12 protein-coding genes and 1 pseudogene are annotated in these 13162 nt (G+C 72.6%); 3 read left to right on the top strand and 10 right to left on the bottom strand.

Features of this window, described 5'->3' with window-relative positions:
• The first annotated feature begins 88 nt into the window (after positions 1-88).
• Positions 89-1207 (top strand): acyltransferase, encoded by a 1119-nt coding sequence (locus CXR04_RS22870; protein ID WP_101426541.1) that lies wholly within the window; start codon positions 89-91, stop codon positions 1205-1207.
• A 71-nt stretch (positions 1208-1278) separates the two neighbouring features.
• Here CXR04_RS22870 and CXR04_RS22865 read toward each other — a convergent pair whose 3' ends face one another.
• The 7 genes from CXR04_RS22865 to CXR04_RS22840 all read right to left on the bottom strand — a co-directional run bounded on the left by CXR04_RS22865 (position 1279) and on the right by CXR04_RS22840 (position 7910).
• Complete coding sequence (locus tag CXR04_RS22865; RefSeq protein WP_101424173.1) at positions 1279-2619, bottom strand: polysialyltransferase family glycosyltransferase; 1341 nt, start codon at positions 2617-2619, stop codon at positions 1279-1281.
• Between the two features lie 3 nt (positions 2620-2622).
• Positions 2623-3648 carry a glycosyltransferase family 2 protein gene (locus CXR04_RS22860; RefSeq protein ID WP_101424172.1) on the bottom strand — a complete coding sequence of 342 codons (1026 nt, stop codon included), beginning with the start codon at positions 3646-3648 and terminating at the stop codon, positions 2623-2625.
• A 156-nt stretch (positions 3649-3804) separates the two neighbouring features.
• On the bottom strand, positions 3805-3975 hold the full coding sequence (locus tag CXR04_RS34950) for a hypothetical protein (protein ID WP_159072378.1): 171 nt from the start codon (positions 3973-3975) through the stop codon (positions 3805-3807).
• The gene (locus CXR04_RS35310) at positions 3972-4292 is read right to left on the bottom strand and encodes a hypothetical protein (protein WP_199850511.1); all 321 of its coding nucleotides are present in this window, start codon (positions 4290-4292) and stop codon (positions 3972-3974) included. The genes CXR04_RS34950 and CXR04_RS35310 overlap by 4 nt, the downstream gene beginning before the upstream one ends.
• A complete protein-coding gene (locus tag CXR04_RS22850) occupies positions 4280-5074 on the bottom strand; it encodes an HNH endonuclease family protein (RefSeq protein WP_101424171.1) in 795 nt (264 codons plus the stop codon). The genes CXR04_RS35310 and CXR04_RS22850 overlap by 13 nt, the downstream gene beginning before the upstream one ends.
• 80 nt (positions 5075-5154) lie before the next feature.
• Positions 5155-6672: a family 43 glycosylhydrolase gene (locus CXR04_RS22845; RefSeq protein WP_101424170.1), complete on the bottom strand. Its 1518-nt coding sequence runs from the start codon at positions 6670-6672 to the stop codon at positions 5155-5157.
• Between the two features lie 74 nt (positions 6673-6746).
• Entirely contained in the window at positions 6747-7910 is a 1164-nt protein-coding gene (locus CXR04_RS22840; protein WP_101424169.1) for an MFS transporter, read from the bottom strand.
• A gap of 91 nt (positions 7911-8001) precedes the next feature.
• Here CXR04_RS22840 and CXR04_RS22835 point away from each other — a divergent pair, with 91 nt between their 5' ends.
• Entirely contained in the window at positions 8002-8337 is a 336-nt protein-coding gene (locus CXR04_RS22835) for an ArsR/SmtB family transcription factor (protein ID WP_101424168.1), read from the top strand.
• On the opposite strand, the gene CXR04_RS22830 is transcribed toward CXR04_RS22835, so the two are convergent.
• The 3 genes and pseudogenes from CXR04_RS22830 to CXR04_RS22820 all read right to left on the bottom strand — a co-directional run bounded on the left by CXR04_RS22830 (position 8324) and on the right by CXR04_RS22820 (position 10510).
• Positions 8324-9322: a helix-turn-helix domain-containing protein gene (locus CXR04_RS22830; protein ID WP_101424167.1), complete on the bottom strand. Its 999-nt coding sequence runs from the start codon at positions 9320-9322 to the stop codon at positions 8324-8326. The two genes, CXR04_RS22835 and CXR04_RS22830, sit on opposite strands and share 14 nt — an antisense overlap.
• Before the next feature lie 101 nt (positions 9323-9423).
• Positions 9424-9669 (bottom strand): DUF397 domain-containing protein, encoded by a 246-nt coding sequence (locus CXR04_RS22825; RefSeq protein ID WP_101424166.1) that lies wholly within the window; start codon positions 9667-9669, stop codon positions 9424-9426.
• Positions 9666-10510: pseudogene (locus tag CXR04_RS22820) on the bottom strand (helix-turn-helix domain-containing protein). The gene CXR04_RS22825 and the pseudogene CXR04_RS22820 overlap by 4 nt, the downstream one beginning before the upstream one ends.
• 1766 nt (positions 10511-12276) lie before the next feature.
• Between CXR04_RS22820 and CXR04_RS22815 the strand changes: the two are divergent.
• Entirely contained in the window at positions 12277-12879 is a 603-nt protein-coding gene (locus tag CXR04_RS22815; RefSeq protein ID WP_442802398.1) for an ATP-binding protein, read from the top strand.
• The last annotated feature ends 283 nt before the right edge of the window (positions 12880-13162 follow it).

The following is a 13162-nucleotide window of genomic DNA, read 5'->3' as shown; positions in this document are numbered from 1 at the left end:
TGACTTGTGTGTTCGGCCGTTCTGTTCGGCCGTCATTCATGTTCCGTACACCGCGGCACAAGAAGGTTCGGCAGTGACCGTATCCGACGTGCCGACGCAGCCGGCAGCCGCCTCCACTTCCCCGCCGAAGCGCACCGCCGCACCGGACCCGGCCGCGGCCCCGGATCCCGCCGCCGCGGCGGCACGGCGGCCCGGACACCGCTACGACGTGGACCTCATCCGGCTGCTCTGCGCCTGCGGCGTCATCCTGGGGCACACCGGCTCCGAGTTCATCGACGCCGTGGGCCGCCAGGAGGCGAACGGCGCGGCCGCGTACTGGGCGGGCATGACCGCCGACGCGATCAGCCGGTTCGCCGTCCCCATGTACTTCGCGATCGCCGGCTGGGCCGTCCTCGTCGGCGCGCCCCCGCGCGACGGCCGGCGGCTCGCGCAGCGCATGGTGCGCATCGTCGTCCCCATGGCCGTGTGGACGGTCATCTATCTGCTGTGGGGCAGGCTGCAGGAGACAAATGAGGACCCCCTGCGGGACCTGGCGGTGGACGCCGCGTTCGGGACCGTACGCCCCGCCTACCACCTCTGGTACCTGTACGCCTACGTCCCCGCCGTCCTCCTCCTCGGCTTCGTCGTCCTGCTGCGCGCAGGACGGCGCCCCTGGTGGTTGGGCGGGGTGCTCCTCGGCTTCGCCCTCGGGCCCGGCCTGCTGGCCGACGCGGGCCGGATTGCGGACTCGGGCACACCGTCGTTCGGCTGGGGCTTCGGCGTCTACTCGCTCGTGTACGCGGCCGGGGGCGCCCTGCTGTTCTCGCTGCGCCCGCGGAGCGGACGCGGCATCCGCGCGCTGTGGCTGGGCGCGGCGACGGCGGCGATGCTGGGCGTGCTGCTCTACCAGACGCAGGTGAAGTACGTGATCCCCAACGCGCACGTGCTGGTCGCGGTCTTCACCGGCGCGGTGCTGCTGACGCTGACCCGGGTGCGGGTGCCGGAGCGGTGGCGCTCCCCGCTGAAGCGCGTCGCGGGGGCCGCGTTCGGGGCGTACCTCGTGCACCTCATGGTGATCAGGACGCTGGCGGAGCCGCTGGTGTCGGCGGATCTGGGCCGCGCGGAGGCGGTGTTGCTCACGGCCGGGATATGGGCGGCGAGCGTGGTGCTGTCCTTCGGCGTGGCGCTGCTGTGGCAGCGGCTGGGGCTGCGGCGGCTGCTGGGGTAGCGGACCGGGGGCCGGGTGTCCGTACGAGCGCTCCGGCGCCCGTACGGCCTCCCCTTCGCCGCGCCGCCGGGCTACGGCTTCGTCAGCGCCCTGCGGACCTTCCCCAGCGCCCTGCGGGCGTTGGGGACCCGGCCGAGGTTGCCGCCCGGCAGCCCCAGCGCCGTCAGCCGCTTGCGCTTGAAGTACGGCCGGGTGGACGCGTCCAGGTACACCGCCAGCCACTCCTGCGCACCCGGGCGCAGCCGTGCGTGGTTGTCGGCCTGCATGCAGTACCCCACCGCCGTGAGCAGCCCGGCGAGTTGGGTGGCGTCCCGCGCCGGGCGGTCGGGGCCGCCCAGCTCCGGGACGACGGAGTCCACGATGGTGACGGGTATCCGGTTGCTGTTCTGGTACGGGGTCAGCCGCTCCAGCAGCGTGTCCGTGCCGACGCGGGCGACGGGGATGCCGTACAGGGTGGCCGCGGTGAGCATCGCGGTGGAGAAGCAGCCGACGACGAGCCCCGGGCGCAGCGTGCCGTACAGCGCCTCGGCGAGCATCGGCTCCTCCTGCACCGTCAGCGTGACGCCCGCGTCCGCGGCGGCCTTCTGGAGCACCGTGGAGTAGCGCGCGGGGGCGGTGGGGTGGGGCTTGAAGAGGACGGCGCGGTGGCCGGCCGCGGCGGCGCCGCGCAGCATGCGCTCGTGGAGCGCCTCCTCCTCCGCCTGGCTGAGGATGCTGAGCGCGGCGAGGTACTGGCCGAGGAGTATCGCGGTGGGCGCACCCTCGCCGTCGGCCTCGCCCTCACCCTCCCCACCGTCTGCCGCGGGCGTGGCGGCGGTCACCTCGTCGAGCACCGCGCGGAACGCCTCGTTCGGCACCACCTCCGCGGGCGCCCCGTACTCGGTGAGCAGCAGCGGTTCGAGCCCCGGCACCAGGTCCAGGTGCAGCAGCCGCTGCACCCGGCAGGCCACGTGCTGCGGCAGCTTCTCGCGGGTCGGGCCGTAGCTCATCAGCCCGTCCGCGTACACGTGCACGTCGGCGTCGGCGAAGATCGCGACGAGCGCCTTGGCGGGCGGCGCGGTGACCGACTCGACCACCAGGTCCAGCGGCCCGTCGCCCAGGTTCCAGGCGCGCCGCAGCAGCCGCTGGAGCAGCGGCACGTCGCCGCCCTTGGGGTGCCAGGCCGCGGGGTGGTGCGGGCGGATCTCGTGGTTGTAGTCCAGCACCTCGTCGAAGCGGGTGGAAACCGGCGTCCATCCGTGCATTTCGGACAGTTGGACGGCGGTCTCGGGTACGGCCGCATTGTTGGCGACGAGCAGGATGCGGCGGGCGCCGGAGCGCGGCCCGAACTGCCCGGCGTCCAGCGCGGCGGCGAGAGTCGCCGCCCCGTACAGCGTGGAGACCTCGAAGATCTGGGTGCGGTGCTCGTGCACGTTTCAGGCGACCCTTTCAGGCTTTCCCGTACTGTCCTGCGTGCCCTGCCTGCCCGGCTGCCCGGGCTTCCCCCGCCCCGACGCCCGCAGTTGCCGCAGCATCCGGCCGCGCTGCTCGTCCATGCCGCGCAGGGTCTCCTCCAGCACGTCCTGCGGCATCCGCCGCAGCGCCTCGGCGGAGGCGCGCTCCAGGCGTCTGGCGAGGCCCGGCTCCAGGCGTTCGGAGTTGCCGCGGTGGAAGGCGATGAGGGCGCAGTAGGTCCGTACGGCCTTGGGCAGGAAGCGGTCGGCGTCCGGGTCGGCGAGGACGGCGTTCAGCATCGCGTCGTGCGCGGGGATGAAGTCGAGCTGGCGGTCGTCGCTGATCTGCGTGAGGGAGGTCTTGACGCCGCGCCGGTAGAAGACCCCGAGCAGGCCGGTGACGGCGAAGGTCTCGGCGTTCAGGTGGAGCATCCACGTCCACAGCCGGTCCTCGGCGGTACGCAGCTCGGCGGCGAAGCGCCCGGCGCCGTCCTTGAAGAGACGGCGGTGGTATATACCGGCCCAGACGAAGGGATAGTCGACCATCGTTTCGAGATTGGCCTGACCGATGCCGTCGCGGGCCGCGAGTATCGTGTCGCGGCGCCGGGCGGGCGCCCGCCGCACGACGCGGTCGCGCCCGTTGGACTGCACGTGGTCGACGCGCACGAAGTCGGTGCCGTACCGGTCCATGGCGGCGATGAGGTCGTCCAGATACCCCGGCGCGTACCAGTCGTCGCCGTCGAGGAACGTCAGATAGTCGCCTCTGGCGGCGTCGATGCCGCTGTTACGGGCCCGGGCGATGCCCCGGTTGGTCTCGTGCCGGATCACCCGTGCACCGGGCAGCGTCCGCGCGGCGCGGTCGACGATCTGCGGGGTGGCATCCGTCGAGCAGTCGTCGACGAGGATGAACTCCCGGTCGGAGCGGGCGTTGCGGGCCAGGCTGCGCAGGGTGTCCTGGGCGAATTCCTGCACGTTGTGAAAGGGCACGATGACCGACAGTTTGGGCACTTCGCAAGGCTAAGCGTGCGACCGTTTAAGCGGTTGCCGCCGAGGAGTCCAGCGGGTGAATTCTCGGTGCCCGGTGGGCGAACGTGTGCCGTTTCTCCGGCTTCGTACGGGGGGGCCGCCCGGCCCCGCACCGCGCGGGGCGATAGGGGGAGCCTGTCACCCGGCGAGGAGTTCGGCGACCGCGCGGCGGATGTCCTCGTCCTCGGTGAAGGCGCGCCAGCCGCCGTTGTGGTGAAGGCGGCGGTCGGGGAGGTCGCGGAGGAGTCGTGCCGCGTCCTGGGCCGGAGGGCCGATGCGGGTGAGGTAGTGCACGGCGGGGAGGGTCACGGGGAGGTGCGTTCCCTCGGGCAGGTGCCGTACGGCGTGCAGGAGCGCCGGGACGGTGGTCTCCGTGTCGCCCGTCGGGCTCCGCGCGCCAGCAGTCCAGCAGCGCGGGCAGCCGGTGCGGCGGGGCAGATCCAGCCGCCCTGGTGGAACAGCACGTTCTCCAGGTCGAATGCCGCCGTGTCCACGTCCGCGCGGTCCGTCCCGGCGCAGCGGCGCAGCAGCCCGGGTACGTCCTCGGCGGTGCCGTAGTTGTGCCGCAGCCCGGCCCAGCCGACGTCCTCCAGCCCCGCCCGCATGCCGGGCGTCACGAGCCGCACTGCTCCCGCAGGGTCTCCTTGTCCGCCGTCGTCACCGGGAGTTCGTACTTCAGCGCGACCTGCGCGAACCGTACGCCGTACGCGCAGCGGATCCCCTCGGCCGGCGGCAGCCACGCCTCCGGTCCCGAGTCGCCCTTCGAGGAGTTGGTGTCGCCGTCGACCGCGAGGAGGTTCAGCGGGTCGTTCGCCAACTGCTTCCGCCTGTCCTCCGGCCACTTCCCGGCGCCCATCCGCCACGCGTACGACAGCGGCACCACGTGGTCTATCTGCACGTCCATTGAGGTGGACGGGCCGCGTTCGAACGCTATGTCCTTGCCGGCATACGGGTCCGCAAGCTCCATCGTCGCCACCACGCAGTCGTCGCCGTCCTGCATCCGGACGTCCTGGCCGTCGCGGCGCAGCAGGTCGTTGCGGGTGTCGCAGCCGTTGCCGGCCAGCGGTACGCCGGTCGCGGTGTCCATCCAGGCGTAGCCGAACTCGTCGCGGTCGTAACCGGAACCGGAGCCGCGGCTCCCGGTGGCCAGGCGGTCGATGATGCCCAGGGCGGCCTCGCGGTCGGCGGCGGAGGTGAGGGGGGCGAGGCCGGGGGCGGTGCCGTCGGGGTTGTCGAGGGGGGAGGTGCCGCTGCCTGGGGTGCCGGGACTGCCGGGGCTCGCGGGGGCGTTGTCGCCGGGTGGCTCGTCCGCCCGGTCCTCCGCGGCATCGCAGCCCGCGGTCAGGGTCAGGGTCACGGCCGCGGCGGCGGCGAGGAGCGGCGGCAGCAGGCGGCGTATTCGTATCACGGCACTCGCACTTCACGTCGGAGCCGGGACCCCGGCCGGGCCCCGGCTCCGCATGCTAACTGCCGCCCGCGGACGGCCGTTTACGGATAGACCTCCGCCCGGTCGACGGACACGAACGCCGCGCCCGAGTTCGGGTTCTTCTCGCCGGTCACCCGGATCCTCACCGTGTGCTCGCCGCGCGGCAGCACCGGGCTCACCCACTGCAACTGCTCGCCGACGCGCGGGCTGCCGTAGTAGTCGACGCGCTGCTCCGGGCCGCCGTCGACGGAGATCGCGGCGATCCCGTTGCCGGTGTCCTTGACCGACAGCAGCGCCAGCCGCGTACCGGTGAAGCGGAACGTGGCCGTCGCGCCGGACTCGGCGCTCCAGTGGTCGTTGCCCCAGAAGCACTGCACGGCGCAGCCGCTGCCGGAGTTCCAGTTGCCGGTGTACGTCACCTGCGCGTCGGTGTCGTTGATGGCCGTGGTGCCGGGGCCCGGGTCGCCGGCCGGCAGGTCGATGGTCGCGCCCGCGGCGACGGGGGTGCCGAGGTCGGGGCGGCCGTCGGCGGTCCAGCCGATCTTCTGCACCCGGGTGGTGCGCCAACTGTAGGTGTACGTCGTCGTGTTCTTCGCGTGGTAGGCGATCCAGTCCTGGCTGCCGTCCGGCGACTTGAAGAAGAAGTGGTGCCCGGGGCCGTACACGCCCGCGCCGTTGTTACGCGAGAACATCGGGCCCGGCTCCTGCCGCCAGGCGGCGGGATCGAGCGGGTTGGCGCCGGGGGCGAGGGACTTGGCCCAGATCGCGTAGTCCGGCTTGCCGGTGTCGCAGGCGGAGTACGTGAGATAGAGCCGGCCCGCGGAGTTGTGGAGCGGGGTGGGGCCCTCGCGCACCTCGGGGCAGTTGCCGTCCGCGGGGAGGTGGACGCGGCCGCCGGAGAGGGTCCAGGGGTTGGACATGGGGGCGACGAAGAGCTGGTTGCCGACGCCGTCGTCGCGCTGGCCGCTCCAGGCGAAGTAGAGCTTGCCGTCGTGCCGGAAGGGCTCGCCGTCGATGGCCCAGCGGTCGTTGCCGGAGTCGGCGACCTTGGCCTTGAAGTGGTACGGGCCGAGGGGGTCGTTGCCCTCGGACTCCAGCACGTACATGCGGTGGGCGGCGTCGTTGCCGTCGCTGGCGGTGTAGTAGAGGTACCAGCGGCCGCCGTCCCGGAGGAGTCCGGGGGCCCAGATCTGCTTGTTGCGGGAGGGGTCGCTGTCGCGCCAGACCTCGTGCGGGGAGGCGGTGAGGAGGGTCGCGACGGAGGGGGACTTCCACATGCGGATGGCGTCGCCCTGGGTGGTGGCGACGTAGTAGTTGCCCTGGTGGGTGACGAGGGTGGGGTCGGCGCCGGTGTTGACGGGGTTGCGGAACCGGCCGGCGGCGGCGGGTTTGGCTGCCGGGTCGGCTGCGGTGCGGTCGGCGGCGGCCGTGGGGCGTTCATCAGCGGCCGCGGGGCGGTCGGGCGCCGGGGCTTCGTCGGCTGCTGCCGGGCCGAGGCCGGCCACCACGGCGACCGCGAGCAGCGTCGCGGCCAGGGCCGGCCAGCGCCGGCGGCGGAGTCTGCGTACGGCGTGGGTCACGGTGGGTACCTTCCGTGCGGTGCCTGTGGGGGTGTGGTGCGCAGGAGGGTGTCACGGGTTTTGTAGCGGAGATTTCAACGTTGTACAACCCGTCGCGGCGTCCGCGTCCGTGACGTACCCAGATGCCACAGCAGCCCCGCGCCCGTGACCCCCGCCGCCACCGGCCCCAGCCCCGCGGCGCTCAGCCCGAACCACTCCTGCGCCAGCCCGCCCAGCCCGCCGCCCAGCGCCATCCCCGCGTACAGCGCCGAGGAGTTGAGCCCGAGCAGGACCGGCGCGGCGGCGGGGCCGAGCGCGACCAGTCGGTGCTGCTGCGGTACGACGACGAAGCCCACGGCCACGCCCCAGACCGCCGCCCAGAGGAGCGCGGGTATGAGCGCGCGGGTGGCGAGGGGGGTCAGCGCGAGTGCGAGGACCGCCAGCGCGAGCGGCGCGGTGAGGACGCGGGCGGGGTCGCGGCGGTCGACGAGCCGCCCGGCGGCGGCGTTCCCGGCGAGCACGCCGACGCCCCAGGCCAGCAGGGCCAGCGTGAGCAGCGCCTCGTCGCCGTCGGTCGCGTCGCGGAGGGCGGGGGCGACGTAGGTGTAGAGCGTGTACGTACCGAGGAAGGCCAGCGTCGTCACGGCCAGCAGCGCCGGCACCCGCCCGCCGCGCGCGAGCGGCCGCAGCCGGTCGGCGAGCGTGGCGGGCGGCAGCCGTACGGCGGGCAGCCCGGCGGCGACGCCGACTGCCGCCACCAGCCCGGTCCCCGCGACGGCCCAGAGCGTGACGCGCCAGTCCGCGCTGCCGATCAGCGTGCCGAGCGGCAGCCCGAGGGCGGTCGCCAGCGTCAGCCCGCCGAGCACGAACGCCAGTGCCCGGCCGCGGCGTTCGGGCGGCACGATCGCGGCGGCGGTGCTGGAGGCGGCGGAGTTGATGACGCCGGCGCCCACGGCGGTGACGACGCGGGCGGCCATGGCGGTCCCGTAGCCGGGGGCGAGGGCGGTGGCGGCGTTGCCGGCGACGAAGACGCCGAGCGCGATCAGCAGCGTCGTACGCCGGTCGAGCCCCCCGGTGAGCGCCCCGACGACCGGCGCGGACACGGCCATCGTCAGCGCGAAGACCGTCACGAGCTGGCCGGCCGCGGGGGTGGAGACGCCGAGGTCGGCGGCGATGGCGGGGAGCAGGCCGGCGATGACGTAGCTGTCGGTGCCGACGGCGAACGTCGCGAGGGCAAGGGGCAGGAGCTTTCTGGTCACGGGACGGCACCGTAGCCAATGCATGGATGCTTGTCCATGTATCAATATGTGAGTAGGCTGCGGGCAGACAGCGGAGGGAGTACGGAAGACGATGCGCGAGGTGTCCCAGCCCGCGGCCGAGGCGATCCGCATGGTGGACGTGCTGCGCGCGCTCGCCGACCCGGTGCGGCTGGAGGTCGTGCTGCGGCTCGCCGCGACGGGCGAGGAGAGCTGTAACGCCATCGGCGGAGACCTCGACGTCCACCAGACGACGATGTCCCACCACTACCGCGTGCTGCGGGAGGCGGGCGTGACGTGGACGACGGTCCAGGGCCGGACGCGGCTGGTGCGGTTGCGGCGGGACGACCTGGACGCGCTGTTCCCGGGCCTGCTGGACTCGGTGCTGAACGGCGCGGCGGCGGCAGACGAGGCCGTCACCCGCCGCTGAGCAGGGCCTCCCCCAGGTCCGTACGCCGGTGCAGCACGCAGTGCCCGCGCCGCTCGGACCGTACGAGCCCCGCCTCGCGCAGGACGGCGGCGTGCCGGCTGGCGCTGGCGGGCGCGACGTACAGGGCGTCGGCGATGCGGCCGGTGGACATCGGCCGGTCGAGGACTTCCAGCACGCGGGCACGGGTGCCGCCGATGAGCCGGACCAGCGAGTCGCCACCGTGCGCGGCGCCGGCGGCCCCCTCGGGGGCGGGCAGCCACCCGGGCGCGGGGGCGAGCGGATAGACGAGCACGGGCGGCAGTTCGGGGTCGGCGAGCGCGACCGGTGTGCGGGTGCAGAAGAACGACGGGATCAGCGTCAACGGCCGCCCGTCGAGGGCGAACCCCCTGCTCACCGGGTACGCACACTCCAGCCGGTCCCCGCGCCAGGTCATCTCGGGCGCGAAACTGGCCAGCAGCCCCTCCGCCCCCTCCCGCAGCGCGGCCTCCGCCCGTACGGGCCGATCGGCGGCGGCAGCGGACCGGATCGCCTCGCGGTACGGCGCCACGGCCACCGCGTAGTACCGCCGCACCGCATCACCGAGCCGCCGCAGCGCGCCGGCGTCCCCGTCGGCCAACCGCCGTATGCCACGGGGTGGTTGGCCATGTGCACAGAGGAGCCCGATCTCCTTGCGCAACTGGGCCTTCGGGGTCCGTAGCACCTGCTCCAGCTCGGCATCCAGCGTCCGGCCGCCCTCGGGGCCGGGCGTCAGGAAGTCCGGAAAGTACGCGGCCTCGGGACACAGCCGCTGTAACGCCCCGAGGGTCTCCCCCAGCCCGGCGGCAACCAGCTCGCCCCGCACCCGCCGCCGCCACGGATCCAGCGCGAGTGCGGCGTGCGCGGTCTGCAACGCCTGCAAGCTGAGGACGACTTCCCACATGGGACTGACGTCCCCGGCGGACCGCAGCCGGTTGAGATCGGCAGAAGTGAACTCGATGAGCAGCATGTTTCCCCCGTGGATGAGACGTGCGACGCGCGGCCAAAGTTGCACGGCAACTTCCCGTTCACACCGCCCCGTACGCCACGGGGGGTCACGCTGAAGGCGGGTCAGAGCCCCCGCGCGAAGGCGACGAAGTCGGCCCAGGCATCGGGGTTGAAGGCGAGCTGGGGGCCGGCCTTGTCCTTGGAGTCCCGAACGTGGACGACGGAGGGACAGGCAGCAACCTCGACGCAGTCGTCACCGGAGCCGCTGCTGTGGGTGGACTTGCGCCAGGAGACGGCGACCTCGACGCAGTCGCCGGAACTGCTGCTGCTGTAACTGGACTTGAACCAGGCCAGGTCAGAGGGGTTCATAGATCTCCTCGAATCCGCTGCAACAGGCTCAGGGAGTCCTCGGGGTTGAGAACCTGCGTGCACATCCTGGCATACCGCCGCTGAAGCACGCTGACCACTTTTGGGTCGAGATCAACTGACCACTTTCCTGGCCCTCGTTGTAGGCGAACCACTGATTGTCAGCGGTCTCGAGCAGTTGCATTGGACCGCCCAGCCCGGGGTGCGCATCCCGCGCCAACGGCATGACTTGGATCTCGACGTTCCGCAACTCTGCGATCCCCAAGACAGTGTCAATCTGCTCGCGGGCGACCTCCGTCCTGGCCGTTCGGCGCAGGAACAGATGCTCCTCCAGGATGAAGCTGAACGCGGTGTTCGGGAGCTCCCGCAGCAGTCGCTGTCGCTCCGATCGTGCTTCCCATGCAGCCTCGATCTCCTCGTCACGCAGTGGAGGCAGGTGACTCGCGAACAGAGCCCGCCCGTATGCCTCCGTCTGGAGCAATCCCGGGATCAGCCGGCACTCGTACGTATAGAGGCTGATTGCCTCCCTCTCCAACCCAGCCCACGCGCGAAACCACCGCGCCAGACCCGGCTTGCGCACCACATGAGGCACAGATCTACGCAGTACACCCGTGTCCCCGAGGACGGGCTCGGCCCGCTCCACGAAGTCGGGCGGCGGCATCCGGCGCCCGCCTTCGATCGAGGCCACCGTGTGCTTCGAGTACCGCACGTGGCCACCGAGCTGCTCCCGGCTCAACCCCGCGTGTTCACACAGCGCTTGGACCACAGCCCCGAAGGTCCTCATGCTGTCCGACGGCTCCGGCGCACTCCCCAGCCCACTCGTCCCACTCACATCCCCGGCCATCAGCGGCCACCTCCCGCTCACCCGGCCCGCCTTGAACACCGTGCACGCGAATGCTTACGCACAGTGACGGCCGCTGTCTATCTCCGCCCCTTCATGCAGTTGGACACGTACGCGGGCGGGCCGTGGCATTCCGAACGGAGAAATTGGGCCGTAACTCGCGGTAACACCCCCCGATCCGCGCCGAATCAGCCCTCCAACGCCGACTTTCGCCCGTCCAGACGCACCCACCCGCCCGCAGGCCGCCACCTCCACGCCCGAACCACCGGGAATGCGCGCCACCGGCACAAACTCACCGCAAACGGAGCCGTAAACTCGGGCAAAATACCCACCCAGCCCGACTTTCGCCCCACTAGCGCCGCCCCCGCTCCCACGGCCAGCCCACACCCCCGGCGGAACGCCCTACCGGGGCCAGCGGACAAGTCGGCAGGGCCGGACTCCGTAAGCCACCGGCACAGAGAGGCGGTACCGGCCACGGGCACAGGGGCGGCGTAAGCCACCGACGCAGGAGCCGTGTTGGCCACCGGCACGGGGCCCGCGTAAGCCACCGACGCTGGACCCGTCCGCGCACGGGGCAGGCCCGTCTCCGGTGGCCGGCCCCCGTCCACCGGACGACCGATCCGTACGCGGCTTCAAGGGACGCCGCTCCCTCCGGGCCACCCGTAGCCGCCGGTCTGTCACGGGCCGGAGTCCGCAGTCCAGGGTGGGGCGAAGCCCCATCGCGAAGCGACGCCCCTCGCAGCGAAGCGGAGAGGGACGCCCTTGACGGCGGACGCAGGCCCGCACACTCAGGAGACGGGTGGCCCGGTGGGAGCCCCAACGACACCGCCCACCCCGACCCGGACCCCCCGTACACCGACCAACCCCACGCACCACCGCCACCCCGACGCCGTACCCCCGCACCCGCCCCACACAGCCACGACGTACCAGCTCAACGCCCCGCTACTCCTTCGCTGTCAGACCAGGCGCATACCCTTGGGCGGGCGTGAGGGCACGAGTGGGCGGATCACGAACGGGCCGACTGACCCGAGCGGGCCGAGCACGAGCAGGCAGTCGCTTGTTCGGCCGTGAGGGGACGAGCGGGCGGATCACGAGCGGCGAGTGGCCCGATTGCGAGCAGGCCAATCGCGAGTGGGCGAGTAGGCCAATCGCGAGTGGGCGAGTAGGCCAATCGCGAGTGGGCGAGTAGGCCAATCGCGAGTGGGCCGATCGAGCCGAGCGGATCACCACGCTCCCGAGCCGCCCCGCGGCGTCCCCGGAGGCGACCACCAGCGGGCACCCGCCGGAGGGCCCCGAAAGGGAGCCGCCGGAAGGGAACCGCCCGAAGGCAACCACCGGAGGCCGACCACCGGAGGCCGACCACCGCAACAACGACCACCTGAGGACGACCACCCGAGGACGACCACCGGCACGACGACCGCCCCGGACGCCGCCGCCCCGCCACGTCCGCCGCCTTCCGCCGTGACCCACCGCGCGCCCGCGCAGCGACCCCACCCGCACGTCCAACCGAACGCACCCGCCTCCCAACCGCACCCACTGTCCAGAGTCCTGGGGTAAGTCGGCATGGGCAGTGGCAAGCCGGGCATGCTCGCATTCGCCGTCGCGCCTCCGCCTCGGTGATTCCCTCGGCGACTGGCGGCAGAACTGCGGCGCACTCCCTCATGGTTACGGGTAGCGACAGGTACTTTCCTCCTCCCGCTTTGTACCGTTCGACCCGTACGAGCGCCTGACCTGGCTAACTACCCGCAATCCAGGCCAGATTCGAGGGCATGACCGCACTCTCCACGTCGCACCCACTCCCCCCGCCCGTCACCGTACGTATGTTCAGCCAGCGTTTCAGCTCCACCCCGCTCGGGGCGCGGCTGGCGCGGCATCTCACGATCGTTCAGCTCCACTCCTGGGGTGTCCCGCAGACCGCCACCGTCTGCGACGCCGCCGCCATCGTCGCCGAGTTGGCGGCGAACGCCGTGACCCACGGCCGCGTACCCGGGCGGGACTTCGAGCTGCGGCTCTCGCTCCTCGGGCAGGCCGTCCGGATCGAGGTCTCCGACGCCCGGGGACAGCGGCGGCCGCCGGGGCCGGAGCAGGTGGGCGCGATGCCCGTACCGGAGGGGGAATCCGGGCGCGGGCTGCTGCTCGTCGACGAACTGGCCGACCGGTGGGCGGTCCTGGACCGGGTGCCCGTCGGCAAGACGGTCCGTGCCGAGCTCGACCTGCCTGGGGACACCGCGGCGGCGCTCCAGCGGCGGGACGCCGCGGCGGCCCGTCCACGGCCCGAGGCGGTGGCGGCGCCTCCACGGCCGGACACGGCAGCAGCGCCTCCACGACCCGACGCCGCGGTGGCGCCTCCCCAACCGACCCGCCTCAGGTGACGCCCCCGCCCAGCCCCCTCAACCGCTGTGTGTCGCCCTGCGGATGAGCCGCCAGCGGTGCAGGAAGAACCGTATGAACAGAAGACCACGTTGCCGAGGTCGAAGAACACGGTGGCGGCGGGGGGTGGCGGGGACAAGGGGGTTCCTCTCGCGCCGGAGGCAGCGGCCGGCGTGGCCAGAAGCCAGCAGGAGTGGGTCATGGCGTCGGCCGGTTCCGCGACGTCCGGGACCTGCGGCCGGAGTACGGGACCTGCGGCCGGAGTACGGGACCTGCGGCCGGAGT

It is taken from the genome of Streptomyces sp. CMB-StM0423, from assembly GCF_002847285.1.
Classification (GTDB): Bacteria; Actinomycetota; Actinomycetes; order Streptomycetales; family Streptomycetaceae; genus Streptomyces.
This window is presented reverse-complemented; position numbering and strand designations above follow the sequence as displayed.

Excerpts from the sequence above, each read along its gene's own strand:
- CXR04_RS22835 (WP_101424168.1), top strand. The coding sequence starts at position 8,002 with ATGCGCGAGGTGTCCCAGCCCGCGGCCGAGGCGATCCGCATGGTGGAC.
- CXR04_RS22830 (WP_101424167.1), bottom strand. The coding sequence starts at position 9,322 with ATGCTGCTCATCGAGTTCACTTCTGCCGATCTCAACCGGCTGCGGTCC.
- CXR04_RS22825 (WP_101424166.1), bottom strand. The coding sequence starts at position 9,669 with ATGAACCCCTCTGACCTGGCCTGGTTCAAGTCCAGTTACAGCAGCAGC.
- CXR04_RS22815 (WP_442802398.1), top strand. The coding sequence starts at position 12,277 with ATGACCGCACTCTCCACGTCGCACCCACTCCCCCCGCCCGTCACCGTA.